The sequence below is a fragment of the Streptomyces sp. NPDC059785 genome (assembly GCF_042732375.1).
Lineage (GTDB): Bacteria > Actinomycetota > Actinomycetes > Streptomycetales > Streptomycetaceae > Streptomyces.
The window spans coordinates 80,303-106,601 of the sequence record NZ_JBHWHV010000006.1; the positions used below are offsets into that span (position 1 = coordinate 80,303).

20 protein-coding genes and 1 pseudogene are annotated in these 26,299 nt (G+C 72.5%); 6 read left to right on the forward strand and 15 right to left on the reverse strand.

From position 1 onward, the window contains the following. Nucleotides 1-5: 5 nt before the first annotated feature. Both ACFV6E_RS06440 and ACFV6E_RS06445 read right to left on the reverse strand, forming a co-directional pair. Entirely contained in the window at nucleotides 6-1,370 is a 1,365-nt protein-coding gene (locus ACFV6E_RS06440) for an aldehyde dehydrogenase family protein (RefSeq protein ID WP_385171216.1), read from the reverse strand. Nucleotides 1,371-1,381: 11 nt separating this feature from the next. Further along, entirely contained in the window at nucleotides 1,382-2,746 is a 1,365-nt protein-coding gene (locus ACFV6E_RS06445; RefSeq protein ID WP_385171219.1) for a glutamine synthetase family protein, read from the reverse strand. A gap of 77 nt (nucleotides 2,747-2,823) precedes the next feature. Between ACFV6E_RS06445 and ACFV6E_RS06450 the strand changes: the two genes are divergently transcribed. Continuing rightward, nucleotides 2,824-3,573 carry a FadR/GntR family transcriptional regulator gene (locus tag ACFV6E_RS06450; RefSeq protein WP_385459684.1) on the forward strand — a complete coding sequence of 250 codons (750 nt, stop codon included), beginning with the start codon at nucleotides 2,824-2,826 and terminating at the stop codon, nucleotides 3,571-3,573. Nucleotides 3,574-3,734: 161 nt separating this feature from the next. Next, a pseudogene (locus ACFV6E_RS06455) lies at nucleotides 3,735-4,424 on the forward strand (gamma-glutamyl-gamma-aminobutyrate hydrolase family protein); the annotation flags it as partial. Nucleotides 4,425-4,569: 145 nt separating this feature from the next. Here the strand turns inward: ACFV6E_RS06455 and ACFV6E_RS06460 are convergent. Both ACFV6E_RS06460 and ACFV6E_RS06465 read right to left on the reverse strand, forming a co-directional pair. Next, a complete protein-coding gene (locus ACFV6E_RS06460) occupies nucleotides 4,570-5,538 on the reverse strand; it encodes an aminoglycoside phosphotransferase family protein (RefSeq protein WP_385459686.1) in 969 nt (322 codons plus the stop codon). Between the two features lie 154 nt (nucleotides 5,539-5,692). After that, nucleotides 5,693-6,607: a LysR family transcriptional regulator gene (locus ACFV6E_RS06465; protein ID WP_385459688.1), complete on the reverse strand. Its 915-nt coding sequence runs from the start codon at nucleotides 6,605-6,607 to the stop codon at nucleotides 5,693-5,695. Nucleotides 6,608-6,920: 313 nt separating this feature from the next. On the opposite strand from ACFV6E_RS06465, the gene ACFV6E_RS06470 reads away from it, so the two are divergent. Further along, a complete protein-coding gene (locus tag ACFV6E_RS06470) occupies nucleotides 6,921-8,108 on the forward strand; it encodes a TDT family transporter (RefSeq protein ID WP_385171231.1) in 1,188 nt (395 codons plus the stop codon). Here ACFV6E_RS06470 and ACFV6E_RS06475 read toward each other — a convergent pair. From ACFV6E_RS06475 to ACFV6E_RS06490, 4 genes are all read right to left on the reverse strand, one after another. Next, nucleotides 8,074-8,775 (reverse strand): helical backbone metal receptor, encoded by a 702-nt coding sequence (locus ACFV6E_RS06475; RefSeq protein WP_385171233.1) that lies wholly within the window; start codon nucleotides 8,773-8,775, stop codon nucleotides 8,074-8,076. The two genes, ACFV6E_RS06470 and ACFV6E_RS06475, sit on opposite strands and share 35 nt — an antisense overlap. Before the next feature lie 28 nt (nucleotides 8,776-8,803). Then, nucleotides 8,804-9,391 carry a helix-turn-helix domain-containing protein gene (locus ACFV6E_RS06480; RefSeq protein ID WP_385171236.1) on the reverse strand — a complete coding sequence of 196 codons (588 nt, stop codon included), beginning with the start codon at nucleotides 9,389-9,391 and terminating at the stop codon, nucleotides 8,804-8,806. Between the two features lie 654 nt (nucleotides 9,392-10,045). Then, a complete protein-coding gene (locus ACFV6E_RS06485) occupies nucleotides 10,046-12,661 on the reverse strand; it encodes an ABC transporter permease/substrate binding protein (protein ID WP_385171239.1) in 2,616 nt (871 codons plus the stop codon). Then, complete coding sequence (locus ACFV6E_RS06490) at nucleotides 12,654-13,745, reverse strand: glycine betaine/L-proline ABC transporter ATP-binding protein (RefSeq protein ID WP_385171241.1); 1,092 nt, start codon at nucleotides 13,743-13,745, stop codon at nucleotides 12,654-12,656. The genes ACFV6E_RS06485 and ACFV6E_RS06490 overlap by 8 nt, the downstream gene beginning before the upstream one ends. A gap of 287 nt (nucleotides 13,746-14,032) precedes the next feature. On the opposite strand from ACFV6E_RS06490, the gene ACFV6E_RS06495 reads away from it, so the two are divergent. The 3 genes from ACFV6E_RS06495 (at nucleotide 14,033) to ACFV6E_RS06505 (ending at nucleotide 17,201) form a co-directional block, all read left to right on the forward strand. Next, nucleotides 14,033-14,962 (forward strand): 5'-3' exonuclease H3TH domain-containing protein, encoded by a 930-nt coding sequence (locus ACFV6E_RS06495; RefSeq protein WP_385171261.1) that lies wholly within the window; start codon nucleotides 14,033-14,035, stop codon nucleotides 14,960-14,962. Nucleotides 14,963-15,024: 62 nt separating this feature from the next. Continuing rightward, nucleotides 15,025-15,861 carry a siderophore-interacting protein gene (locus ACFV6E_RS06500; RefSeq protein ID WP_385171244.1) on the forward strand — a complete coding sequence of 279 codons (837 nt, stop codon included), beginning with the start codon at nucleotides 15,025-15,027 and terminating at the stop codon, nucleotides 15,859-15,861. 398 nt (nucleotides 15,862-16,259) lie between these two features. After that, nucleotides 16,260-17,201: an RluA family pseudouridine synthase gene (locus ACFV6E_RS06505; protein ID WP_385171247.1), complete on the forward strand. Its 942-nt coding sequence runs from the start codon at nucleotides 16,260-16,262 to the stop codon at nucleotides 17,199-17,201. Nucleotides 17,202-17,225: 24 nt separating this feature from the next. On the opposite strand, the gene ACFV6E_RS06510 is transcribed toward ACFV6E_RS06505, so the two are convergent. From ACFV6E_RS06510 to ACFV6E_RS06540, 7 genes are all read right to left on the reverse strand, one after another. After that, a complete protein-coding gene (locus ACFV6E_RS06510; RefSeq protein ID WP_385171249.1) occupies nucleotides 17,226-18,704 on the reverse strand; it encodes a cytochrome P450 in 1,479 nt (492 codons plus the stop codon). Between the two features lie 234 nt (nucleotides 18,705-18,938). Beyond that, nucleotides 18,939-19,559, reverse strand: coding sequence for an ATP/GTP-binding protein (locus ACFV6E_RS06515; RefSeq protein WP_385171252.1), 621 nt, complete (start codon nucleotides 19,557-19,559; stop codon nucleotides 18,939-18,941). Next, nucleotides 19,540-19,947, reverse strand: coding sequence for a DUF742 domain-containing protein (locus ACFV6E_RS06520; RefSeq protein WP_385171255.1), 408 nt, complete (start codon nucleotides 19,945-19,947; stop codon nucleotides 19,540-19,542). The genes ACFV6E_RS06515 and ACFV6E_RS06520 overlap by 20 nt, the downstream gene beginning before the upstream one ends. Beyond that, nucleotides 19,944-20,351, reverse strand: a complete 408-nt coding sequence (locus ACFV6E_RS06525; protein WP_385171257.1) for a roadblock/LC7 domain-containing protein — start codon at nucleotides 20,349-20,351, stop codon at nucleotides 19,944-19,946. Before ACFV6E_RS06525 ends, ACFV6E_RS06520 begins: the two co-directional genes overlap by 4 nt. Continuing rightward, nucleotides 20,348-21,934 carry an ATP-binding protein gene (locus tag ACFV6E_RS06530; protein WP_385171259.1) on the reverse strand — a complete coding sequence of 529 codons (1,587 nt, stop codon included), beginning with the start codon at nucleotides 21,932-21,934 and terminating at the stop codon, nucleotides 20,348-20,350. Before ACFV6E_RS06530 ends, ACFV6E_RS06525 begins: the two co-directional genes overlap by 4 nt. 549 nt (nucleotides 21,935-22,483) lie before the next feature. Continuing rightward, entirely contained in the window at nucleotides 22,484-25,342 is a 2,859-nt protein-coding gene (locus ACFV6E_RS06535; RefSeq protein ID WP_385459690.1) for a DEAD/DEAH box helicase, read from the reverse strand. A 40-nt stretch (nucleotides 25,343-25,382) separates the two neighbouring features. Further along, the gene (locus tag ACFV6E_RS06540) at nucleotides 25,383-26,279 is read right to left on the reverse strand and encodes a diacylglycerol kinase (RefSeq protein ID WP_385459692.1); all 897 of its coding nucleotides are present in this window, start codon (nucleotides 26,277-26,279) and stop codon (nucleotides 25,383-25,385) included. Nucleotides 26,280-26,299 lie beyond the last annotated feature (20 nt).

The window sequence follows — 26,299 nt, forward strand, 5'->3', positions numbered from 1 at the left end:
GCGGTTCAGGCCTCCGTGCTGATGAAGACGTTCTTGGTCTCGGTGAACGCGGTGAGGGCGTCGGGTCCCAGTTCGCGACCGATGCCCGACTGCTTGTAGCCGCCGAACGGGGTCCAGTAGCGGACGCTGGAATGGGAGTTGACGGAGAGGTTCCCGGCGCGGACGGCCCCCGAGACGCGCAGCGCGCGGCCGACGTCCCGGGTCCAGATCGAGCCGGACAGGCCGTAGTCGGTGGCGTTGGCGAGGCGGACGGCGTCGTCCTCGTCCTCGAAGGGCAGCACGACGGCGACCGGGCCGAAGACCTCCTCGACGGCCACGCGCGCGTGGGGGTCGGCTCCGGTGACGACGGTGGGCGGGAACCAGAAGCCGGGTCCCTGGGGTGCCGTGCCGCGGATGCCGGGGGTGCCGTCGGGGACGTAGGACCGTACGCGGTCGAGCTGGACGCGGGAGATCAGCGGGCCCATCGCGGCGCTCTCGTCGGCCGGGTCGCCGACGGTCACGGACTCGACGGCCGGGGCGAGCAGTTCGAGGAAGCGGTCGTGGACGGAGCGCTGGACGAGGATGCGGGTGCGGGCACAGCAGTCCTGGCCCGAGTTGTCGAGGAAGGACATGGGGGCCGCCGCGGCGGCGGCCTCGAGGTCGGCGTCGGCGAAGACGATGTTCGGGCTCTTGCCGCCGAGTTCGAGCGTGACGCGCTTGAGATGCGCCGCACCCTTGGCCCACACCTGTTTGCCCACAGTCGTTGACCCGGTGAAGACGATCTTCGCCACGCCCGGGTGCTCGACCAGCGCGGCGCCCGTGACGGGCCCGTGCCCCGGCAGCACCTGGAAGAGGTGTTCCGGAAGACCTGCCTCCAGGGCGAGTTCGGCCAGCCTCAGCGCGGTCAATGGCGTGGTCTCGGCGGGCTTCAGCAACACCGCGTTCCCGGCCGCGAGCGCCGGTGCCGTCCCCCAGGCCGCGATCGGCATCGGGAAGTTCCACGGCGCGATGACCCCGACGACGCCCAGCGGTTCGAGGATGGTGACGTCGAGGCCGCCGGGCACCGGGATCTGCCGGCCGGTCAGCCGCTCGACCCCGCCGGCCGCGTAGTCGAGCAGGTCCCGGACGTTGCCCGCCTCCCAGCGGGCGTTGCCGATGACGTGCCCGGCCTCGCGCACCTCCAGGCGGGCCAGTTCCTCCAGGTGGTCGTCGACGGCCACGGCGAAGCGGCGCAGCAGCCGGGCCCGGTCGCCGGGCGCGAGGGCGGCCCAGCGCCGCTGCGCGGCGGCGGCGCGTACGACGGCGGCGTCCACGTCCTCGCGGGAGGCCGCCGGGACGGTGGCGACGACCTCTTCGGTCGCCGGGTTGACCACGGCGAGTTCGTGCGGCAAGGCAGCACCTTTCACATGCGTTCGAAGGAGCGGCGCAGCTCCCAGTCGGTCACCGCGGCGTCAAAGGCGGCCAGCTCGACGCGCGCCATGTTGCGGTAGTGCGCGACCACCTCGTCGCCGAAGGCGGCCTTGGCGATGGGGCTGTTCTCCCAGAGCTCGGCGGCCTCGCGCAGCGTGGTGGGGACGTGCTCGTACTCGGCCGTGTAGGCGTTGCCCGCGCAGGGTTCGGGCAGCTCCAGCTCGTGCTCGATGCCGTACAGGCCGGCCGCGACCAGTCCGGCGACGGCCAGGTGCGGGTTGACGTCGCCGCCGGGCAGCCGGTTCTCGAAGCGCAGCGAGCGGCCGTGGCCGACCACGCGCAGCGCGCAGGTGCGGTTGTCGTGGCCCCAGGCGACGGCGGTCGGCGCGAAGGAACCGGGCTGGAACCGTTTGTAGGAGTTGATGTTCGGCGCGTAGAGCAGCGAGAAGTCGCGCAGCGCGGCGAGTTGTCCGGCGAGGAAGTGCCGCATGACGTCCGACATGCCGCCGGGTCCGTCGCCCGCCATGACGCTGTCGCCGTCCGCGTCGGCGAGCGAGAGGTGGATGTGGCAGGAGTTGCCCTCGCGCTCGTTGTACTTGGCCATGAAGGTGAGGGAGACGCCCTCCTGGGCGGCGATCTCCTTGGCGCCGGTCTTGTAGACGGCGTGCTGGTCGCAGGTGACCAGCGCCTCGTCGTACTTGAAGGCGATCTCGTGCTGGCCGGGGTTGCACTCGCCTTTCGCGGACTCGACGGTCAGGCCCGCGGCCTGCATCTCGTTGCGGATGCGGCGCAGCAGGGGTTCGATGCGGCCGGTGCCGAGGACGGAGTAGTCGATGTTGTACTGGTTCGCGGGCGTGAGGCCGCGGTAGTGCGCGTCCCACGCCTGCTCGTAGGTGTCCTTGAAGACGATGAACTCCAGCTCCGTGCCGACCCGGGCGGTGTGGCCGAGGGCGGCGAGGCGGTCGAGCTGGCGGCGCAGGATCTGGCGGGGCGCGGCCACGACCGGGGAGCCGTCGTCCCAGACGAGGTCGGCGATGAGCAGGGCGGTGCCCTCGTTCCAGGGCACGCGGCGCAGGGTGGCGGGGTCCGGGCGCATGGCGAAGTCGCCGTAACCGCGGTCCCAGGAGGACATGTCGTAGCCGTCGACGGTGTTCATCTCGGTGTCGACGGCGAGCAGGTAGTTGCAGCCCTCCGTGCCGTGCTCCAGGACCTCGTCGAGGAAGAAACGGGCGGCGAAACGCTTGCCCTGGAGGCGCCCCTGCATGTCGGGGAAGGCGAGGACCACCGTGTCGATCTCACCGCCCGCGACGAGGGCGTGCAGCTCCTCGACGGCGAGCGGGGGTGTGCGGTCTGCCACGGGAAGTGCCTCCTTCGGTCAGCCGGGAGCCATAAGGTATTGCCGAGAACCTTTGCTTGGGAAGGGGGCGCGGCCTCATGTCGCAGGCGGAAGCACATCCGGACGACGGCACGGCGGACGACCGGCTGACGCCGGTGCTGCGGCCGGTGCGGGCGGGCAACGGCTTCGAGGAGGCGCTGGAGCAGATCCTCCAGGTGGTCCGGCTGGGCCTCGTGCCGGACGGCGGACGGCTGCCCGCGGAACGCGCGCTGGCCGGGCGCCTCGGGATCAGCCGGGTGACCCTGCGCGAGGTGCTGAAGGTGCTCCAGGACGAGGGGCTGGTGGAGTCACGGCGCGGGCGGTACGGGGGCACGTTCGTCCTCGCCCCGCGGGCCGGCGCGCGGGGCGAGGACGAACTGCGCCGCCGCGTCGAGAGCGTGGACCTGGAGGACGTACTGCGTTTCCGCGAGGTCCTGGAGGTGGGCGCGGCCGGGCTGTGCGCGGCGCACGGCCTGCCTCCCGCCTCGGCGGCGCGACTGCGTGAGGCGCTGGCCCGTACGCACGAGGCGCCGCTGCCGGAGTACCGCCGGCACGACACGCTGCTCCACCTCACGCTCGCCGAGCTGTGCGGCTCGCCCTCGCTCACCGCCCAGTACGCGGCCGTACGCGCCCAGCTCAACGAACTGCTGGACTGCATACCCCTGCTGGTACGGAACCTGGAGCACTCCCAGCGGCAGCACGTGGCGCTGGTCGAGGCGGTGCTCGCCGGGGACGCGGGCGGCGCGCGGGAGGCGATGCGCGAGCACTGCGCGGGGACGGCGGCGCTGCTGCGGGGGTTCCTGGCGTGAGACGGGGCCGTGTGGGACGGGGTCGCGTGAGACGGGGCCGCGAGGGGCGCGACTTTCGGGTTTCCGCGCCGGTGGCCGCGTAAAGGTATGCAGGCGTTCCATTGTGCCGGACGCCCGGTGACGGACCAGGACCAGGACGGGGAGATGGACGAGAGATGGGGATGCACGGTGTGGGCAGGCCGCTGATCGGGGTCAGTACGTATCTGGAGCCGGGGGTGCGCTGGGGCGTCTGGCAACTGGACGCGGCGCTGGTGCCGGCCGGTTACCCGCGGCTCGTACGGCGGGCGGGCGGGCTCGCGGCGCTGCTGCCGCCGGACGATCCCGCGTACGCCGCCGAGGCCGTGGCGCGCGTCGACGGGCTGGTCGTCGCGGGCGGCCCGGACATCGACCCGGCCCGCTACGGCGCGGAGCGCTCGCCGCGCACCGGGCCGCCCGCGCCGGAGCGGGACGCGTGGGAGAGCGCCCTGATCGAGGCGGCGCTGGCCTCGGGGACGCCGCTGCTCGGGATCTGCCGCGGCATGCAGCTCCTGAACGTCGTCCGCGGCGGGACCCTCGTACAGCATCTCGACGGGCATCTCAAGGACGTCGGCGTCTTCGGACGGCACGAGGTGGTGCCGGTGCCCGGGACCCGGTACGCCGCCGCCGTCCCGGAGCCCACCACCGTGCCGATGTACCACCACCAGGCGGTGCGGCGGCTCGGCGAGGGGCTCGTCGCCTCGGCGCACACGGCGGACGGGACGGTCGAGGCCCTGGAACTGCCGGGGCCCGCCTGGGTGCTGGGCGTGCAGTGGCATCCGGAGGCGGGCGACGACCCGCGCGTCATGCGGGCCTTGGTGGAGGCAGCGGCCGCGGGGGCTGCGGGGTGCGCGGGGTCCGTCGGGGCGGAGGGCTCCGGGGCCGTCGGGGCCGTCGGGGCGGAGCGCGTCGGGTCCGTCGGGTCCGTCGGAACGGTGCGCGCCGGGTCCGTCGAGGCCCCGGCCGCCGACGCCCCGGCCGTCAGCAACCCGTCCGCCCCCGGAGCCGCGTCCTGAGCCATTCCAGGGCCGCCTCGCCCTGTGCCCGCTGGAAGGCGCGCAGGGTCGGCAGTCCCGGGGGCGGCGGCTGCCGGGAGCCGTGGATGAAGTAACCGGCCAGGCCCGCGAGGGTGGCGGTGACGCCGTCGGGGTCGGCGCCCTGGCCCAGCGGATGGGCGGCGAACACCTCCTCGGGGTCGGGACCGCCCTGCGCACGGACGCACGGCAGCATGACCAGCAGGTCGAACCAGGGCGCGGCCCGTCTGGCGTGCGGCCAGTCGACGAGGACGACGCGGCCGTCCGGGGTGAGCAGCACGTTGTCGGCGCGCAGGTCGGAGTGGACGAGGGTGTCGCCGTCGGCGGCGCCGGTCCAGCGGTCGGCGAGGTCGGCCAGCAGGGGCAGCCGGTCCCTGGTCCAAGGATCGAGGCCATCGCCGGTGTCGCCCGCGTCGAGGAGGTGCCGCCAGCCGCGGAAGTCGTCGGCGAGGTCGTCCACGGCGCCCGGGACGTCCACGGGGGACGGCGTGAGTATCCGCCCCAGCTCCCCGACCGCATCGAAGACGAGCCTCAACTCGTCGCGTAACCACGGTACTCGGGGCTGGCGCCCGTCGATGTCCTCGAAGACCAGGGCGACCCAGGTGCCGTCGTCGTGGCTGCCGAGCAGGCGGGGCGCGGGGACCTCCGGGGGCAGTGCGGCGGAGACGCGGGCCTCGGCGCGGTGCAGCCCCGGGCTCTGGGGGTTGGCGTCGGCGCTCACCGCCTTGACGAAGGCGCGGCGGCCGTCGGCCGTGCCGACGCGGGCCGCGACGCCGGGCGAGAAACCACCCGTCTGGGTGACCGCCGAGACCACCGGAGCGCCGAGCACCCCGGCGACGGCGTCCTTGACGGACTCGGGCAGGGCTTCCCAAGGGGTACGCAGGCCCGTGGCGGGCGGGGCGGTAACGGTGACCATGCCCCATCGTGCGGAACGGAGCGACTCCCGCGCCAGGCATTTTCGCCGGACCGGAGGGACACGCCGCCGGACCGGAGGGGCGCCCCGGCGGACCGGAGGAGCGCCTCGGCGGACCGAACAGAACGCACCGCAGCCGCCCCGCCCCTGTCCTCGCCTACACCCCCCGACTCCGCGTAAGTGCCAACAGCTCCCTCGCCGGTCCCGTCGGGCGGTGGCCCGTGGGCCAGACCGCGCGCAGGGAGCGGTGCAGGCGGACGTCCGCCAGCGGGACGCGGAGCAGGCGGCGGGCGGAGAGTTCCTCGCCCAGGGCCAGTTCGCTGAGGACGGCGGGACCCGCGCCGCTGACCGCCGCCGCCTTCACGGCCGTCGTGGAGGAGAACTCGAGGAGCGGCGCCGCCAGGCCGCCCAGGGCCGCGTCGAGGACCTGGCGGGTGCCCGAGCCCTCCTCCCGCAGGACGAGCGGGGTCGCGGCCAGCTCGGCCGCGGCGAGCGGACGGCGCCTGCGGACCCACGGGTGGCCGGGCGCCACCACCACGATCAGGTCGTCGTGCGCGATGACCGCCGAGTCGAGGCCCGTCGGCACCGACAACCCCTCGACGAAGCCGAGGTCGGCCTCGTCCGCGAGGAGCCGCTCCGCGACCGCCGCCGAGTTGCCCGCGAGCAGGGACACCGCGGTACCGGGGCGCTCCGCGCGCAACGCGATCAGCCAGCCGGGCAGCAGGTACTCGGCGATCGTCATGCTCGCCGCGACCCGCAGCCGCGAGTCGCGCCGGTCGCGCAGCGCCTGCGCCCCCGCGTCGAACGCCTCCGCCGCCTCGACGATCCGCCGCGCCCAGTCGGTGACGAGCACCCCGGCGTCGGTCAGGCGCGAGCCGCGCGGCGAACGGTCCACCAGCGCCACGCCGAGCTGCCGTTCCATGGAGCGGATCCGGCTGCTCGCGGCGGGCTGGGTGATGCCGAGTTCGCGGGCGGCCCGGCCGAGGCTCCCCGTGCGGGCGACGGCGAGCAGCAGCTCCAGCGCACCGAGATCCGGCACCCGCCGCGCCACCCCGGCCGTATGCCCCGCCATCCCGGCCGTGTGACCCGCCGCCCCGGCCGCGTGACCTACGACCCCAGCCGCGTGACCCGCCACCCCAGCCGTATGCCCCGCCATCCCGGCCGTGTGACCCGCCGCCCCGGCCGCGTGACCTACGACCCCAGCCGCGTGACCCGTCACCGCTGCCGTATGCCCCGCCCCGCCAGCCGCCGTCTCCGGCCCCTCACTCATGCGACCCCTCACTCACTTGGAGCCTCCTCACGCCCTCGCCCCATAAACCCAGCTTATGCCGTCATAGGTGCCTACTCCCTGGTGGGGAGGCCCACCGCGCGACACCGTGGACGGCATGGTGACCGCAGCCCAGCCCCTCCCGTCCTCCCCCACCGTCCCCACCGCTCCTTCCGCCACACCCGCCCCCTCCGCCGCACCGCGCCCCCGGCGCTTCCGTGTCGCCGCCGTCCGGCACCTCGGGCCGAACTGGTACGCCGCCGTGATGGGCACGGCCATCGTGGGCACCGCCGGTGCCGGGCTCCCCGCCGAAGCCGCGGGAGCCGCCGCCCTGCCGGGGCTCCGGGTCTTCTGCGCCACCGTGTGGGCGCTGTCGCTCGTGCTGCTCGTCGTGCTGCTGGCCGCCCGGGCCGTGCACTGGGCCCACCACCGCGACCAGGCCCGCGCCCATCTCCTCGACCCGGCCGTGGCCCCGTTCTACGGGTGTCTCGCCATGGCCCTGCTCGCCGTCGGCGGCGGCGCCCTTGTCGTGGGCGAGGACTGGACGGGCGAGCGGGCCGCCGTCGTCCTGGCCGCCGTGCTGTTCGCCGCCGGTACGGCGGTGGCGCTCGCGGCGGCCGTGGCGGTGCCGTACCTCATGGTGGTCCGGCACCGGATCACGTTCGACCGCGCGACGCCCGTGTGGCTGCTGCCGCTGGTGGCGCCGATGGTGTCCGCCGCCGTCGGCCCGCTGCTCGTCCCGCACCTGCCGCCCGGTCAGGCGCGGGAGACCCTGCTCCTCGGCTGCTGCGCGCTGTTCGGGACGAGCCTGCTGGCCACGCTCGCGCTGCTCCCGGTGATCGTCACCCGGCTGATCACCGCGGGCCCGCTGCCCGTCGCCCTGACCCCGGCCCTGTTCCTGGTGCTCGGCCCGCTCGGGCAGTCCACGACCGCCGCCGACAAGTTCGCCCGGTACGCCCCGGAGGTGGTGCCCGCCCCGTACGACGCGGGCTTCGCCGTGTTCGCCGTGCTGTACGGCGTGCCGGTGCTGGGCTTCGCGCTGCTCTGGCTGGCGCTGTCCGCCGCGCTGGTGGTGCGGGCCCGGCGCCGGGGCATGACGTTCACGCTGACCTGGTGGGCCTTCACCTTCCCGGTGGGCACCTGTGTCACCGCCGCCGAGGGCCTGGCCCGGCGCACCGGCCTCGTCGCGTTCGGGGCACTCGCCTTCGGCCTGTACGCGCTGCTCCTCGCGGCCTGGGCCGTCGCCCTCGTCCGCACGGTCCGCGGCACCGTCAGCGGCGAGCTGCTCGCAGCGCCGCGCCGATGACCTCGGGGGCCCGCGCGAGCGACGGCCCGTACCAGGTGAGGTGGCGGCCGGAGACCAGCGCGCAGGGTGTCCCCGTGAACGCTTCGGGCCCGTCGTCGGCGGTGAAGCGGTACGGCTCGTCGGGCAGGACGACCAGGGCGGGCGCGGCGGCGCGCAGTTCGTCCAGGGGTACGCGCGGATAGCGGTCCGCGTGGGCGGCGTACAGGTTGTCCACGCCGAGCCGGGTCAGTACGTCCCCGGCGAAGGTGTCCCGGCCGGCCACCATCCAGGGGCGCCGCCACACGGGTACGACGGCGGTGGTCCGGCGCTCCGGCGGCGGCAGGTCCGTCCACACCGCCTCGGCCTGGTCCAGCCAGCGGGGCCGGGACCGCGCTCCGCACCCGGCCAGCACCCGGTCCAGCTCGCGGAAGGCGCCGGGCACGTCCCGTACCTCGGTGAGCAGGACCTCGATGCCCGCCGCGCGCAGCGCCGCCAGGTCGGGGGCGCGGTTCTCCTCCTCGTTGGCGACGACCAGGTCGGGGGCGAGGGCGACGATTTTCGCGACGTCCGGGTTCTTGGTGCCGCCGATCCGGACGGCGTCGAGGTCCGCGGGCTCACTGCACCAGTCGGTGACGCCGACGAGGGAGCCGGGCAGCGAGACGGCGACGGCCTCGGTCAGTGACGGCACCAGGGAGACCACCCGCGGTGGCGGCACCTCAGCGGGCCCCGAAGGCGCGCCGGTCCTCCACCGCGTCGATGTGCTCGGCGACGGCGACCACGATCACCCGGGTGTCCCGGACGGTCGCCCGCCAGCGGTGGCGCACCCCGCCGGTCAGATAGAGGGTGTCGCCGCGGCCGAGCCGGTGTGCGCGGCCCTCCGCCTCGACCTCGACGGCGCCGTCCGCGACGTACATCAACTGGTCGTTGCGGCACTGGAGTTCACGGCCCGGGTCGTGGTCGCCGGTGAACTCCGTGGCGTGCAGCTGGTGGTGGCCGCGGACCAGGGGACGCACCCGGGCCTCCGCGGCGAAGTCGGTGCCGTCGGGGGTCTCGGCGCGCACGACGTCGACGCTGCACGCCGGGTCGGCCGCGGCGAGCAGCTCACCGGCGCTGGTACCGAGGGCGTCGGCGAGCCGCTCCAGGGAACGCCTGCTGGGCCGGGCCCGTTCGTTCTCCACCTGGCTGAGGAAGGGCACGGACAGGCCGCTGCGCTCGGCGACGACGGCGAGGGTGAGCTCCAGTGCCCGGCGCCGCCGCCGGACGGCCGCGCCCACCCGAAGGGGCTGTTCTTTGTGGTCGCCCATCGCTCCGGCTCCCTCCTTCACTCGTCGGTCCGCTGCCTGTGACTACTTCTTTACCGCACCGCTTCTGATGAGTTCTCTGCACCCTACGCATGTTCGGCAAACCGTTTCATGCGCCCGTCACATCGCTGTCACATCGGATGACACCGGGCCCGACACTTCGCGCCACGGGAGGGCCGTCCCCGGCCGGGCGGTGCCCGCCGGGCCCGGGTGCGCGAAGGGGCAGGCCAACGCCGCCGCGGGCGCGCGCAGTCGGCGGCCGGCGGTGTCACGGGCGCGCTCGGCCGGACCCCGCGGCGGCCTGGTACGGGCCCCGGCGTCGTACCCGGTCGGAGACGGCGCGCGGCGTACCGCCCCGATGGCCGCATCCGCCGGTAGGGGCACCGGGCACCGCCGTCCCGGCCGGCCGCGGACGGCGGCCGCGGTTGGCCGGAATGCGCTGGTGCACAAGGAGGACGAGCAGCTCGTACGCGCCCCCGTGCGCCCCCGGTATGCCGTCGGACGCACCACGTGCCCCGGGTACGACACGCGGCGGACGCCCCCCGTCCGGGTGCCGCCGCCCGGACACACCGCGAGGGGCGGGCCTTCGCCGCACGGAGGCTCCGTGCGGGAAGACCCGCCCCTCGACGCGGCCGGCCGGGGCCGGACCGCGGGTGACTACTGCGGGGTCATCCGGTCCACCATGTCCGGGTGCTCCTTCAGCCACGCGGAGACGGCGTCCTCCTCGTGCCCCTTGCCGCGCTTGTTGATCTCGGCCTCCAGGCTGCCGAGTTCGTCCTCGCTCATCTTGAAGTTCTTGATCCACTTCGTGAGCTGCGGGTACTGCGAGGTGAAGTCCTTGCTGGCGATGGTCCGGATGGTGTTGCCCTCGCCGAACAGCTTCTTGCCGTCCGCCAGCTTGGTCAGGTCGTACTCGCTGTAGGCCCAGTGCGGGGACCACAGGGTCACCGCGACCGGCTCCTTCTTGGCGAGGGCCCGCTTGAGCTCGGCGAGCATCGCGGGCGTGGAGCCGTCGACGACCTTGTACTCCTTGTCCAGGCCGTAGCCCGGCAGCACCTTGTCCTTGAGCAGGCTCATCTCACCGGTGCCCGGCTCGATGCCGATGATCTTCCCGTCGAAGGTGTCGGCCTTGCCCTTCAGGTCCGCCAGGGACTTGACGCCCTTGACGTAGGACGGGACCGCGATCTCCAGGGACGTCGGCTCGTACCAGGTGCCGAGGTCGGTCAGGTTGTCCTTGTTCTTCTCCCAGTAGTTCGACTGGGCGTAGGGCAGCCACGCGTCGAAGTTGAGGTCGATGTCGCCGCCGGCCAGGCCGGTGTAGACCGGGCCGACGTCCATCTGCTTCAGGTTCAGCTTGTAGCCGCGCCGGGCCAGGACGTCCTTCCACAGGTAGGTGACGGCGATGTCCTCGTCCCAGGGGAACCAGGCGACGTTCACGGTCCGCTTGGCCTCGGCCGGGGTGCCGGACGACTTCTCGACCGGGGCGAGCTTGTCGACGACGTCGGGGTTCTGCTTCAGCCAGGTGCGCACCGCGTCCTGCTGCTTGCCCTTGCCCGCCTTGTTGATCTCCGCTTCGAGGCCGGTGAGCTGCTTCTCCGTCATCTTGAAGTTCTTCAGCCACTTCGCGACGGTCGGATTGTCGTCGGCGAAGCCCTTGCGGGCGACCGCGTGCACACCGTCGCCCTGGCCCCAGGCGCCCTTGGGGTCCTCGAGCTTCTTCAGGTCGTAGTCGTTGTACGCCCAGTGCGGCGACCACAGCGTGACGACGATCGGCTTCTTCTTGGCGATCGCGCTCTTGAGCTCGGCCAGCATGGCGGGCGTGGAGCTGTCGACGACCTTGAAGTCCTTCTCCAGGCCGTACGCCTTGAGGATCTTGCTCTTGACCATGCTCATCTCACCGGCGCTGGACTCGATGCCGGTGATCTTGCCGCCGAATTCGTCGGCGTGGTCCTTGAGATCCGCGAGGGAGTCGACGTCGTCCATGTACGCCGGGACGGTCAGCTCCAGGGACGTCTCGTCGTACCAGGAGCCCAGGTCGTCGAGCTGCTTGCCGTACTTCTTCCAGTACTGCTCGTGCGTGGTCGGCAGCCAGGCGTTGGTGTCGAAGTCGACGTTGCCCTGGGCGAGCGAGGTGTAGAGCGGTCCGGCGTCGAACTGCTTGGCGTCGACCTTGAATCCGCGCTGTTCCAGGATCTCCTTCCACAGGTACGTGGAAGCGACGCCCTCGTCCCAGGGGACGTAGCCGATGGTCACCTTCTTGCCCTGGCCGACGTTCTCGCCGTCGGCGGCGGTGGACGTGCCGCCCGTGGAGGAGCCGAAGATGCCCATGCCGCCCGCGACCAGCGCGAGCACGACCACGCCGACCACGGCCACGGCGGGCCGGGGCCGGTAGGACCAGATCTTCAGGCCCTGGGCGGCGCGCAGCTTCGCCGCGGCCCGGCGGCCGAGCGGCGACACCTGGGTGCCGAGCGCGCTGGTCATGCGGTCCAGGTAGATCGCCAGGATGACGATGGCGACACCGGCCTCGGAGCCGAGGCCCACGTTGAGCTGGCCGATGGCCTCGTTGACGTCGCCGCCGAGGCCGCCGGTGCCGACCATGCCGGCGATCGCGGCCATGGACAGGCCCAGCATGATGACCTGGTTGACACCGGCCATGACGGTGGGCAGGGCCAGCGGGAGCTGGATGCGCAGCAGGGTGCTGCGGGGCGTGGTACCGAACGCGTCGGCGGCCTCGACCAGTTCCTCGTCGACCTGGCGGATGCCGAGTTCGGTCATCCGGACGCCCGGAGCGAGGGCGAAGATCAGGGTGGCGACGATGCCCGCGGGGGCGCCGGTGCCGAAGAACAGGATCGCCGGGATGAGGTAGATCATCGCCGGGAGCGTCTGCATGAAGTCGAGGATCGGCCGGACCACTCCGCTGACCCGGCTGGAGCGGGCCGCCCAGATGCCCACGGGCACGGATATGACCAGCGCGATGATGGTCGCCACGAGGACGAGCGAGAGGGTCACCATCGCGTCCTCCCACAGTTCGAGGGAGTCGATGAAGGCGAAGCCCACGAACGCGAGGACACCGGCGGAGACGCCGCGCAGCCAGAAGGCGATGACAGCGAAGATACCGGCGAGGAGCAGCGGTTCCGGGGCCTGGAGGACGGCGTTGATGCCGTCGTAGGCGCCCAGGAAGACGGTCTTGAAGAAGTCGAAGAGCCACGCCATGTGGTTCAGCAGCCAGTCGACCGCGTCGTTGACCCAGTCGCCGAAGGGGATCCTAGGCACTGGCCTTCACCGCCTCGGCGCCGTTGTCGCGCGGGGAGTCGCAGGCGGCGGGCTCGCCCTGCTGGTCGCCGAGGAAGCCGATCAGCCGTTGCCGGGGCACGACCCCGACGAGTCTGCGTTTACCGTCCAGGACCGCGACCGGGTGCGTCAGCCGGGCGCTGATGGCGCACAGCTCGGTGAAGGGCGTGTCGAGGCCGGCGGTCTCGCAGCCGCAGTCGGCCTCGTCGCCGCGCAGGCCCTCGGTCTCCATGACGGACTCCGCGGTCAGGACGCGGGAGCGGTCGACGTCCTGGGTGAAGGAGGCGACGTAGTCGTTGGCGGGGCGCACCAGGATGTCCTCGGCGCTGCCGATCTGGACGATGCGGCCGTCGCGCATCACGGCGATCCGGTCGCCCAGGCGCATGGCCTCGTTGAGGTCGTGCGTGATGAAGACGATGGTTTTCTTGAGCTTCTTCTGCAACTCGATGAGCTGGTCCTGCATGTCGCGGCGGATCAGCGGGTCGAGCGCGCTGAAGGACTCGTCCATCAGCAGCAGGTCGGCATCGGTGGCCAGGGCGCGGGCCAGGCCCACGCGCTGCTGCATGCCGCCGGAGAGCTCGTCCGGCCAGGACTTCTCCCAGCCACCGAGTCCGACCAGCTCCAGGGCCTCCTCGGCCCGCTTCCTGCGCTCGGCCGCGGGCACGCCCTGCACTTCCAGGCCGTAGGCGGCGTTCTCACGGACGCTGCGGTGCGGGAAGAGCGCGAAGTGCTGGAAGACCATGCTGATCTTGTTGGAGCGGACCTCGCGCAGGTCCCGGGCGCTCAGTCCGGTCAGGTCCTGTCCGGCGAACCGCACCTTGCCCGCGGTCGGCTCAAGGAGACCGTTGAGCATGCGCAACAGGGTCGACTTGCCCGATCCGGACAGGCCCATGACCACGAAGATCTGGCCGGGCTCCACCGTGAACGAGGCGTCGATCACCGCGGCGGTGGTGCCGTCGGCGCGCAGTTCGTCTCGGTCGGCTCCTTCGCGGAGCTTCTCCACCGCGTCTTCGGGTCGTCTGCCGAACACCTTGTACAGATGTTCCGCCTCTAGCGTGGCTGCCACGGGCGCCTCTCATCTCGAACCACGACGGCCCGCCTCCCCCGTCGGCGGGCCGTGGAGCGAGGCGGGTTCCGCCCGCACAACCGGGTGGCATTTGTCAGGTGTGGTTGAAAATGCGATCGGCTTCGCTCCGGCAGCGCGCCTGCCCCCACTTGTCCGTACCAAACTCTTGAGTGATCCACTTCACAATATGTTTACGTTTAGCGTGTACATGCTCGTCACAGCCCCTCCACAGGCCGCGACCCGGCGCCCACGGCACCGACCGGTGACTGTCGGTGTCGTACGGCATGATGCGAAGGGTGACCAGACGCCTCATGCTGCTCGACACCGCATCCCTGTACTTCCGGGCCTACTTCGGCGTGCCCGAATCGGTGAAGGCCCCCGACGGCACACCCGTCAACGCCGTGCGCGGACTGCTCGATTTCATCGACCGCCTGGTCAAGGACCACCGCCCCGACTCCCTCGTGGCCTGCATGGACGCGGACTGGCGCCCGCAGTGGCGCGTCGACCTGATCCCCTCCTACAAGGCGCACCGCGTCGCCGAGGAGCGCCCGCAGGGCCCCGACCGGGAAGAGGTGCCGGACACCCTGTCGCCCCAGGTCCCGGTCATCGAGCAGGTCCTCGACGCCCTCGGCATCGCCCGCGTCGGCGTCGCGGGCTACGAGGCCGACGACGTCATCGGCACCTTCACCGCCCGCGCCGGCGGCCCCGTCGACATCGTCACCGGCGACCGCGACCTCTACCAACTGGTCGACGACGAGCGGCACATCCGCGTGCTCTACCCCCTCAAGGGCGTCGGCACCCTCCAGCTCACCGACGAGACCTGGCTGCGCGAGAAGTACGGCGTCGACGGCCGCGGCTACGCGGATCTGGCCCTGCTGCGCGGCGACCCGAGCGACGGCCTGCCGGGCGTCCCGGGAATCGGCGAGAAAACGGCGGCCAGACTGCTCGCCGAATTCGGCGACCTCGCCGGGATCATGGCCGCGGTGGACGACCCGAAGGCCAGGCTGACCCCGTCGCAGCGCAGACGCCTCGACGAGTCGCGCCCGTACGTGTCCGTGGCACCGAAGGTGGTGAGGGTGGCCGACGACGTACCGCTGCCGCAGACCGGTACGGCGCTGCCCCGGGAGCCCCGCGACCCGGCCGTCCTGGAGGAACTGGCTGCTCGCTGGGGACTCGGTGGTTCGTTGACCCGGTTGCGGTCGACTCTTCAGGTATGACGTGTTAACTGGAGGGAGGTGCTAACTTAGGTAAGCCTAAGCAAGTGAACTTGGAGGCCGTCATGGCAGAGCGTCCGGCACGCAAAACCCCGAAGCCCCACTCCGCGCGGGTCGTGCGCACGGAGCGGCTGACCCCGCACATGCAGCGGATCGTCTTCGGCGGCGACGGGCTCGCCGAGTTCACCGCGGGCACCTGCACCGACCACTACGTGAAGCTGCTCTTCGGCGCGGAGGGCGTCAGCTACCCCGAGCCGTTCGACATCCAGCGGATCCGCGAGGAGTTCCCGCGCGAGCAGTGGCCCGTGACCCGCACCTACACGGTGCGGCACTGGAACGCCGAACTGCGCGAGCTCACCATCGACTTCGTGGTGCACGGCGACGAGGGCCTGGCCGGGCCGTGGGCCGCCCGCGTCCAGCCGGGCGAGCTGGTCCGCTTCCTCGGCCCGGGCGGCGCGTACGCACCCGACGAGAGCGCCGACTGGCATCTGCTGGCCGGTGACGAGAGCGCCCTGCCCGCCATCGCGGCCGCCCTGGAGGCGCTGCCCGCCGGTGCCGACGTCCGCGCGTTCATCGAGATCTCCGGACCCGAGGAGGAGCAGAAGATCGACTCCGACGCGGAGATCGTCTGGCTGCACCGCGGGGACCGCCCGGCCGGCCAGGCCCTGCTGGAGGCCGTGCGCGCGCTGGACTGGCCCGAGGGCCGGCTGCACGCCTTCGTGCACGGCGAGGCGGGCTTCGTGAAGGAGCTGCGCCGCCTGCTGCGCGTCGAGCGCGAGATCCCGCGCGAGGACCTGTCGATCTCCGGCTACTGGCGCCTCGGCCACAACGAGGACGGCTGGCAGGCCTCCAAGCGCGAGTGGAACGCCCAGGTGGAGGCGGAGCAGGAGACTCCCGCGTAGCCTTCGCGGCCCGTGGTCCGGGTCACCTCCGTGGCCCACGATCCGGGTGACCTCCGCGACCGCGCCATCTCCGAGTCCCGCGATCCGCGTGACCTCCGCTCCCCGCGGTGCGCCTGACCTCCGCGACCGCGTGACCTCAGCGTCCCGCGATCCGCGTTGTTTTCACGGCCCACTGTCCGCGTAACCTGCGCGGCACGCTGTCCGCGTGACCTCCGCGACCCGGAGTCCGCCTGACCTTCACGGCCCGCAGTGCCTGCGAACAGCCCCCGGCCGGGTGCCCTGACCCCGCACCCGCCCGCACCGCACCGCCGCACGGGACCGGTCATGCCGGCCGGCCCGCGCCCTGCCCCGGGACCGCCGTACCGCACTCCCCGTCACCCCCCGTAATCTTGCCCGGGATGAGACGCAAGACCCGGATCCCGCCCTCTCCCCTGCCGCAGCGTGACGGGGTCGATCCCGTGCGGATCAAACTGCCGCAGGACACGGCCGTGGCCACCGTGCGCGCGTACCTGGTGGCGCGGCTCAAGCCCGGACCCGGGGTGATCGACGAGATGCTCGGGGCGGGGCTGTTCGTCGGCGCGGACGGGCAGCCCGTACGGGCCGACACCCCCTATGTGCCCGGCATGTTCGTGTGGTTCCACCGGGACCTGCCCGACGAGGAACGGGTGCCGTTCCCGCTGGACGTCGTCTACCGCGACGACCACATCGTCGTCGCCGACAAACCGCACTTCCTCGCCACCACCCCGCGCGGCAGCCACGTCACCGAGACCGCGCTCGCCCGGCTGCGCCGGGAGCTGGACATCCCGGCGCTGGGCGCCGCGCACCGCCTGGACCGGCTCACCGCCGGACTCGTGCTGTTCACCGTCGAGCCGCGGGAACGCGGCGCGTACCAGGCGCTGTTCCGCGACCGGCGGGTGACGAAGGAGTACGAGGCCGTGGCCCCGTACGACCCGGGGCTCGGGCTGCCGCGCACCGTGCGCAGCCGGATCCTGAAGGAGCGCGGGATCCTGGCCGCACGGGAGGTCGAGGGCGAGCCGAACGCCGTCAGCCGTGTCGAGCTGATCGAGCACCGGGCCGGTCTCGGCCGCTACCGGCTGACCCCGGCCACCGGACAGACCCACCAGCTCCGGGTGCATCTGAGCGCCCTGGGCATCCCGATCCTCGGCGACCCGCTCTATCCGCTGGTGACCGGCCCCGTGCCGGCCGGTGACTTCCGGCGTCCGCTGCAACTGCTCGCGCGGTCACTGGAGTTCACCGACCCGGTCACGGGGCTCGAGCACCGGTTCCGCTCCGCCCGGACCCTGGGCGCCTGGTCGGACCACGCCGGCTGGGCCGGGTGACACCGGGCCGGTGTGTCCGCCGGCTCAGTAGCCGCGCCACCAGCGCAGGAAGCGCTGCCAGGCGCCGAGCCGGGCGGTGGGCTCCGCCGCCGGGCGCGCGGGCTCGGGGTCCAGCGGCCGGGCGGGCGGCACCAGCGGCTCGGGCCGGGCCGTCGTGACCTGCCAGCCCGGCCGCGGCCGCGGCACCGGATGCACGCCGGGCCGCTGGCTGACGTCCTGCGGCGGCTTCGGCGCGAACCGCACGGGCAGCTGCACCAGGTGGCGCGAAGCGATCGAGGACCGCCAGCGCAGCTCGTGCTCCGCGCAGTCGAGCTGCACGTCAGGCAGCCGCATCAGCAGCGCGTCGACACCGGTGTCCGCGATGGCACGGCCGATGTCCTGGCCCGGGCACTCGTGCGGGCCGCCGCCGAAGGCGAGGTGCGAACGGTTGCCCTGCATGTTCGCGGCCAGATCGGGGCGCACGCGCGGATCGACGTTGCCCGGCGCCATGCCGAGGAGCAGCCCGTCGCCCCGGCGGATGCGCCGGCCGCCCAGCTCCGTGTCCTGCTTGGCGAAGTAGCCGAGGACGGTGCTGAACGGCGGCTCGTCCCACAGGGACTGCTCGACCGCCTCCGGCACCGTCATCTGCCCGCCGCTGAGCTGGGCGCGGAAGCGCGGATCGGTGAGGACCATCCGCAGCACGTTCGCGATGAGGTTGGCGGTCGCCTCGTAGGCGGCGATGAGGACGAGCCGCAGGTGCTCGGCGACCTCGTCGTCGGTGAACCGCGCCGGGTGGCCGATGAGGTGGCTGGTGAAGTCCTCCTCGGGCTGGGCCCGGCGGCGCGCGGTGAGCCGGGTCAGCGCCCCCATGACGTACTCGTTGCTGGCGATGGCCGTCTCGCTGCCCCTGAGCATGTCGCGGGCCGCCTGCACCATGCGCTCGTTGTACTCCTCCGGCATGCCGAGGATCTCGCACATCACCGCCATCGGCAGATGCTCGGCGAACTGGCTGACCAGGTCGGCGGTGCCGCGCTCGCAGAACGCGTTGACGAGCTCCTGGGTCGCCCGGTTGATGTGCCGGCGGGTGCCGCGGTGGTCGATGGTCGACATGGCGCCGGTGACCGCGCCGCGCTGCCGCAGATGCTCGTCGCCCTCCGCGAACGCGCAGATGGGCTGCCACATGATGTGCGGCAGCAGCGGGTGGGTGGGGGCGATCGTGCCGTCCTGCACGGCGGTCCACAGCCGGCTGTCGCGGCAGAACTGCGAGGGGGTGCGCACCATGTGCAGGTTCTCGCTGTGGCCGAGGACCACCCAGACGGGCACGTCCTCGTGGATCAGCGCGGGCGCGACCGGCCCGTGCTCGGCGCGGAGCTTCTCGTACAGGGCGGACAGGTCCTCCGCCTCGGGGCCGTGGAGCCGGCGCAGCCCGCCGGGCCCCGTGCCCGCGTCGTGGGCGGGGCAGCCGGGCGGCGGGCCGAGGGTGAGGTCGTCCATGCCGGTCGGGAGGTGGTGTTCAGGCGTCACGGTGGTCGCTCCGAAACTGAAGTGGATCCGGTGTCATGGCAAGGGGAATGGCTCGTACGACGCGGGACCGGCCGTACGCGGGACGGATCGTGCGCGGGACGGTTCGTACTCGGGACGGATCGTGCGCGGGACAGTCGTGCGCGGGCGCCGGTGCGGCGCCGAGGGGCGCGGGCCCCGGTGCCCGTACGTGGGACGCGTACGGGCACCGGGAGGCGGGCGCCGGGAGACCGCGGGCTACGCGGGCCTGGACGTCATCGCGAGGGAGTGCAGGAAGCGCATCAGCGTCATCAGCACGTCCCGGCTGGAGGCCCGGCGCCGCGCGTCGCACTTGATGATGGGGATCTCCGGGGGCAGGTCGAGCGCCGTCCGCAGGTCCTCCACCGGATAGCCGGGCGCGTCCGGGAAGTCGTTCACGGCGACGACGAACGGGACACCCTTCTCCTCCAGACGCCCTATGACGTCGAAGCTGACCTCGAGGCGGCGGGTGTCGATGAGGACGACCGCGCCGAGAGCGCCTTCGAACAGCCCGTTCCACAGGAACCAGAAGCGTTCCTGGCCGGGTGTGCCGAACAGGTACAGCACCAGCTGGTCCGTGATGCTGATGCGGCCGAAGTCCATGGCGACCGTGGTGGCCGTCTTGCTCTCCGAGCCGTAGTTGTCGTCGACCCCGACGCCGGCCTGCGTCATGGTCTCCTCGGTGGTCAGCGGCCTGATCTCGCTGACCGAGCCGACCATGGTCGTCTTGCCGACCCCGAAACCGCCCACGATCACGACCTTCACGGCGGCCTGCGCCGTGTGCGGCAGATGGTCCTCGACACGAGGGCCCGTGACGGTGTCAGAGCTTTTGAAGTCCATGCATCACCGCTTCGAGGAGGGAACGGTCGGGGAGCGCCGAGCGGACGATCGGGGCGCGTGCCTGTACCAGTTCGGCCGCCAGCAACTCGGTGAGCAGGACGGTCACCACGCTGAACGGCAGATTCAGATAGGCCGAGAGTTCGGCCACGGACAGAGGGGCGGTGCAGAGCCGGAGTACGGCGGCCTGCTCCGGCTGGGCGTTGGCGGGGGGTTCGTCGGCGCGCGTCACGATCAGGGTGACCAGGTCGAGCGGGGCGCGCGCGTCGCCCTCGCCCCCTCCCGTGAGGATGTACAGCCGCTCCGGGGCCTTTTTCTCCCGTTCCGGCGCGGCGGGCTCGGGAGGCTCCGTCTTCTTCGGCAGGCGCCGCTGGCGTTGGGGAGGAGTCATACGGTCTGCCCGTTGCGCCGGGGCGGACTCGTCAGGTGGGCGCCGATCCGGACGACGAGGTCGCGCATCCGGTTGCTCATCAGCCCGGCGTCCGCGGTCTGGTCGGCGAGCACCGCGAGGTAGGCGTTGGCGCCCGCCGACATCAGATAGAAGTAGCCGCCGTCGATCTCGATGATGACCATGCGCATCCGGCCGTCGCTGCGGGGGATCTCGCCGGCCACGGCACCGGCGAGGCTCTGCAGGCCCGCGCAGGCCGCGGCGAGGCGGTCGGCGGCGTCGGGGTCGCCGCCGTGGCGGGCGATGCGCAGTCCGTCGGCGGAGAGCACCACGATCTGGTGGATGCCCGGCACGCCGTCGGCGAGTTCCTTGAGCATCCAGTCGAAGTTGGCTCGCTGCTGGATCACTTGAGGTCCCCCTCGTCGTCGGCCTCGACGCGGTCCTGCCGGTCGGTCGTGCCCGCGGCGGCCGGATCGGGGTCGCCCTTCAGGCCGTTCATGAACGCCTCGACCCACAGCCCCGGTTCGGGCTCCTTCTCCTCGGGGGCGGGCTCCCAGGACGACGCCGCCCGTGCCTGCTCCGCGGCCTCGGCGGCCTCCTGCTGGGCCCGGGTCTCGGCGATCCGCTGGCTGAGCGGGATCTTCACCCGGCTGCGGCGCTGCGGCAGTCCGTTGGCCGTCCACTCGGTGACCTCGGGGACGTCGTCCTCGCGCGGGTCGAGCTGGCCGGGGATGCGCGGGCCGGTGGTGGGGCGGCGCGTCTTGGGCTTGCGGGCGGGGCCCTCGACGCCGTCGGTGTCCATCGTCGGCACGGAGTTGACGCCGATGCCGTGGGCGAGCCCGGGGGCGGCCTCGGTGGTGAGCATGGTGTGCGGCACGACGAGCACGGCCCGCACGCCGCCGTAGGCGGAGTGGCGCAGCGAGATCCCCATGTCGTACATCTGCGAGAGGCGTCCGACGACGGCGAGGCCGAGGCGCGGGGTGTCGCTGATCTCGTTGAGGTCGAGTCCGGCCTGTGCCTGGCGGAGCATGTTCTCGGCCCGGCCGCGGGCCTCCTCGCTGAGGCTGACGCCGCCGTCCTCGATCTCGATGGCGATGCCGGTCTGCACCTCGATGGCGGTGACGTGCACCCGGGTCTGCGGGGGCGAGTACCGGGTGGCGTTGTCGAGCAGTTCGGCGCAGGCGTGGATGAGCGGCTCGACGGAGTAGCCGTTGACGGCGACCTCCGCGACCGAGTGCAGCTCGATGCGGCGGTACTCCAGGATCCGGGACATCGCGCCGCGCAGCACGCTGAACATCGGTACGGGCTCGGGCCACTGGCGTCCGGGACGGCCGCCGCCGAGCACCGCGATGGAGTCGGCGAGCCGGCCGATCAGCGCGGTGCCGTGGTCGATGCGCAGCAGGTCGTCGAAGACCTCGGGGTTGCGGCCGTGGTCCTCCTCCATCTCGCGCAGTTCCTTGTTCTGCTGGTGGACGATCGCCTGGACGCGCCGCGCGATGTTGACGAAGGCACGCTGGGAGGAGTCGCGCAGCGCGGTCTCGCGGTCGACGATGCCCAGCACGGCCCGGATCAGGTCCCGCTGGGACTTGGGGATGTCCCGGTAGGCGGGGTCGGCGTCGATGACGGTCCGCACCACTTCCGCGGGGGAGACGCCGGCGCGGAGCTGGTGCAGTGTGGCCGGCAGGAGTTCCGCGCCCAGGTGCGCGATCTGCTGGTCGTGGCCGGCGATGCGCTGTTCCAGATGCGTGGTGCGGTGCGCGGCATCGGCGCGCAGCGCGCGTACGGCGCGACCGCGGCGCACGGCCTCGGCGGCGGTCGCGATCACCAGGACCGTGGCCACGGCGCCGCACCAGCCGACGGCGGTCCGGGCCGGTCCCGTCACCAGGGCGACGGCGGTTCCGGACACCGCGGCCATCAGTATGGCCGGCAGCAACAGCACGCGCGCGTACGGCAGTTCGCGGCCACCGGGAGGCGCTTGAACACTCACCATGTATGCCCTCTGAGACAAATCGGCTGGGGGGTGGGATTTTCTGGGGGAAAGCGGGGTAAAGGTCATGGAGCGGTCGGGGTTCTCCACAGTCGTGCGGTCGGCTGGATCAGGACCTTCGTCACCTTGGGGAACAAGCGCACGAATTCAGCCCAACTCGGTGCGCTGCGGGCGAGCTTAATCCGACCGGATCAACGCCGTGTCACATTCGGCGACCCTCTGAAATCCCCCGCGCGACAGGAGTACCGTCGACCACACTCCTACGGCGCGAATACGTTCGAACGCGGTGCGTAATGTCGTATGGGCATACGAAAACCCCGCGCCCTGAAGGGGCGCGGGGCTGTGATGACATGCGGCTCCGCCGCGTGGGCGCGACTAGGGCGTGTTGCGAAAGTCCCGTCGTTCGCCCGAAGGGCGGGCCGCGCGGCGTCAGGTGCGTGCTCTCGGCGTGCCGGGCGGAAGCCCTCGTACTGGACGTACTCGGGCTTTCGCCCGGTGCGGCGAGAGGGCGTGCATGGCGTCGCGCGGCAGGCGGGACTTTCGCCACACGCCCTAGCCCACGGACGAGTACGCCACGACTCCCCGCAACAGGCCGTCCACGGCCTTACGCGCGTTCTTCGCCACCGTCGAGCCGCCCTCCGTGGCCGGCGCCGCCGCCGCGATCTGGCCGAGCACGTCGATGACCTGCTTGCACCACCGCACGAAGTCACCGGCCGGCATCTCCGCCTCGCGCAGCACCTCGTCCAGGCCCTTGCCCGACGCCCACTGGTGGGCCGCCCAGGCGAAGCCGAGATCCGGCTCGCGCTGCCCGACGCCCTCCGTCTGGTTGATCCGGAAGTCCTCCTCCAGCGCGTCGAGACGGCCCCAGATGCGGACCATCTCGCCGAGCGCGGCCTTGGCCTTGCCGGACGGCACCTTCGGCGCCATGGCATCGTCGCCGGACCGGGACTCGTACACCAGCGCCGAGACGCAGGCGGCGAGTTCCGCGGGGGCGAGGCCCTCCCAGATGCCCGCGCGCAGGCATTCACTGGCCAGCAGGTCGAGCTCGCCGTAGAGCCGGGCGAGGCGCTTGCCGTGCTCGGTGACCTCGTTGCCCCGCAGGTAGTCCAGCTCGGTCAGGAGCGCCACGATGCGGTCGAAGGTGCGGGCGATGGTGTTCGTCCGGCCCTCGATACGGCGCTCCAGCTGCGAGGTGTCGCGCAGCAGCCGGTGGTAGCGCTCGGCCCAGCGGGCGTGGTCCTCCCGCTCGTCGCACCCGTGACAGGGGTGGGCGCGCAGGGCGGTGCGCAGCCGGGCGATCTCGCGGTCGTCGGCCGCCGCGGACCGCTTCTTGCGCATCCGGTCCGGCACGATGTGCCCGGCCTTGGTGCGCAGCGCGGAGGCGAGGTCACGGCGGGACTGCGGCGAGCGCGGGTTGAAGGACTTCGGGATCCGCATCCGCTCCAGCGCCTCCACGGGCACCGGGAAGTCCATCGACGCGAGCCGCTTGACCTGCCGCTCGGCGGTGAGCACCAGCGGGCGCGGCCCGTCGACGTGCTCGAAGCCGCGGTGACCGTTGGAGCGGCCCGCGGGCAGCCCCGGGTCCAGAACCAGCGCGAGCCCCGCGTACTTGCCCGTCGGGACGTGGATGACGTCGCCCGGCTTGAGCTTCTCCAGGGCGACGGCGGCCTCCGCGCGGCGCTGCGCCGCGCCCTGCTTGGCCAGCTCGGTCTCGCGGTCCTTGAGCTCGCGGCGCAGCCGCGCGTACTCCTCGAAGTCCCCGAGGTGGCAGGTCATGGACTCCTTGTAGCCGTCCAGGCCCTCCTCGTTGCGCTGGACCTGGCGGGAGATGCCGACGACCGACTTGTCCGCCTGGAACTGCGCGAAGGACGTCTCCAGCAGCTCGCGCGAGCGGTGCCGCCCGAACTGCTCCACCAGGTTCACCGCCATGTTGTACGACGGCTTGAAGCTGGAGCGCAGCGGGTACGTGCGGGTGCCCGCGAGCCCGGCCAGGTGGTCGGGGTTCATGCCGCGCTGCCACAGCACGACCGCATGGCCCTCGACGTCGATGCCGCGGCGGCCGGCCCGGCCGGTGAGCTGGGTGTACTCGCCGGGGGTGATGTCGGCGTGCTGCTCGCCGTTCCACTTGACGAGCTTTTCCAGGACGACGGAGCGGGCGGGCATGTTGATGCCGAGGGCGAGGGTCTCGGTGGCGAAGACGGCCTTGACCAGGCCGCGCACGAACAGTTCCTCGACGACCTCCTTGAACGTCGGCAGCATGCCCGCGTGGTGGGCGGCGATGCCGCGCTCCAGGCCCTCCAGCCACTCGTAGTAGCCGAGGACGTGCAGGTCCTCGGGCGGGATGGAGGCCGTGCGCTCCTCGACCAGCTCGCGCACTCTCGCCCGCGCCTCGTCGTCGTTCAGTCTGAGGCCCGCGTACAGGCACTGCTGGACGGCGGCCTCACAGGCCGCGCGGCTGAAGATGAACGTGATCGCGGGCAGCAGCCCCTCGGCGTCGAGCCGCTCTATGACCTCGGGGCGGCCCGGCGTCCACACGCGCGAGCGCTGCCGCCGCTCCCGCTCGCGGTCCGCCTCGCGCATCGACCGGCCGCGTCTGCGGTCCTGGTACGACGGGCGGCTCGCCTCCATCCGGGCCAGCCGGGTGAGGTCGGGGTTGACGGCCTTCTTGTGGCCCTCGCCCTCCTCGAACAGGTCGTACATCCGGCGTCCGGCGAGCACGTGCTGGAAGAGCGGCACGGGCCGGTGCTCGGAGACGATCACCTGGGTGTCGCCGCGGACGGTGTCCAGCCAGTCGCCGAACTCCTCGGCGTTCGACACCGTCGCCGAGAGCGACACCAGGGTCACCGACTCCGGGAGGTGGATGATCACCTCTTCCCAGACGGCGCCGCGGAAGCGGTCGGAGAGGTAGTGCACCTCGTCCATCACCACGTGGCCGAGGCCGACCAGGGTCTGCGAGCCCGCGTACAGCATGTTCCGCAGGACCTCGGTGGTCATGACGACCACCGGTGCCTCGGAGTTGACGCTGTTGTCGCCCGTGAGCAGGCCGACCCTGTCCGCGCCGTAGCGGCGGGCGAGGTCGGCGTACTTCTGGTTGGAGAGCGCCTTGATGGGGGTGGTGTAGAAGCACTTCTTGCCCTGCTGGAGGGCGAGGTGGACGGCGAACTCCCCGACGATCGTCTTGCCCGAACCCGTGGGTGCGGCCACGAGAACGCCCTTGCCCGCTTCGAGCGCCTGGCAGGCCTCGATCTGGAAGGGGTCGAGGCCGAAGTCGTACATCTCGCGGAAGGACGCGAGTGCGGTGGCCTGCTCGACAGCGCGCTTCCGTGCTGCCGCGTACCGCTCGGCCGGTGAAAGGTCCTCTGTCATCGTACTTTCGAGACTACCGGCAGCCACCGACAACGGGACGATCATTATCCGGATCCGGTCCCGCGGTCTTCCGGGTTCCCGCAGCTCAGGGCACGGCGACCCGGACCGCCGCGGGGACGCACTCGGCGGCCAGCGGAAGCGGACCGAGCGGTTCCCCGTCCGCGTACCCGGTGACGCCCGGGGCCGCGAGCTCCACCCGGACCGCCCGGTGGACGCTTACCTTCGGATGGCCGAGATGGGTGCCCCGGTAGACCTTCGGGAACACCGTGAGCAGCGTCGTACGGCTGCACGGGCCGACGACCGTGATGTCGAACAGCCCGTCGCCCAGGTCCGCGTCCGCGCAGATACGCATGCCGCCGCCGTACGACGTCCCGTTGCCGACGGCGACGAGGGTGGCCTCGACCTCGCGGACCTCGCCGCCGTCGAGCGTGATCCGGTACGGCACGGGCCCCAGGGCGGCGAGTTCGGCGAGGATCGCCAGGTCGTACCTGGCCCGTCCGGTGGGCCAGCGCATGCGGTTGCCTCGGTCGTTGACCCGGGAGTCGAAGCCGGAGGCCAGCACGGTGCCGAACCAGGTGCCGCCGACCCGCCCGAGGTCAACGTCCCGCAGCCGCGCCCCCTTGTCCTTGAGGGCTGCGGCGATCTGCCGTCCGGAGGCTTCCGGGTCGCGCACCGGCAGTCCCAGGGTCCGCGCGAAGTCGTTGCCGGTACCGACGGCGACCAGGCCGAGCGGGGTGCGGGTCCCGGCGACGGCCTGGAGGGCGAGGTGCGCCATGCCGTCGCCGCCCACGGCGACCAGGGCGCCGGTGCCGCCCGCGACGGCTTCCCTCGCGCGCGTGAGGGCGTCCTGGGCGCTGCGGCCGATGACGGTCCGGACCGAGAAGCCCGCCGCCCGCAACGCCGAAGCGGCCGACAGCGCCGCGCGGGCGCCCCGGCCGCGGCCCGCGGTGGGGTTGACGAAGAGGGTGATCTCGCTGGTCACGGCCCGACCCTACGAGGCCG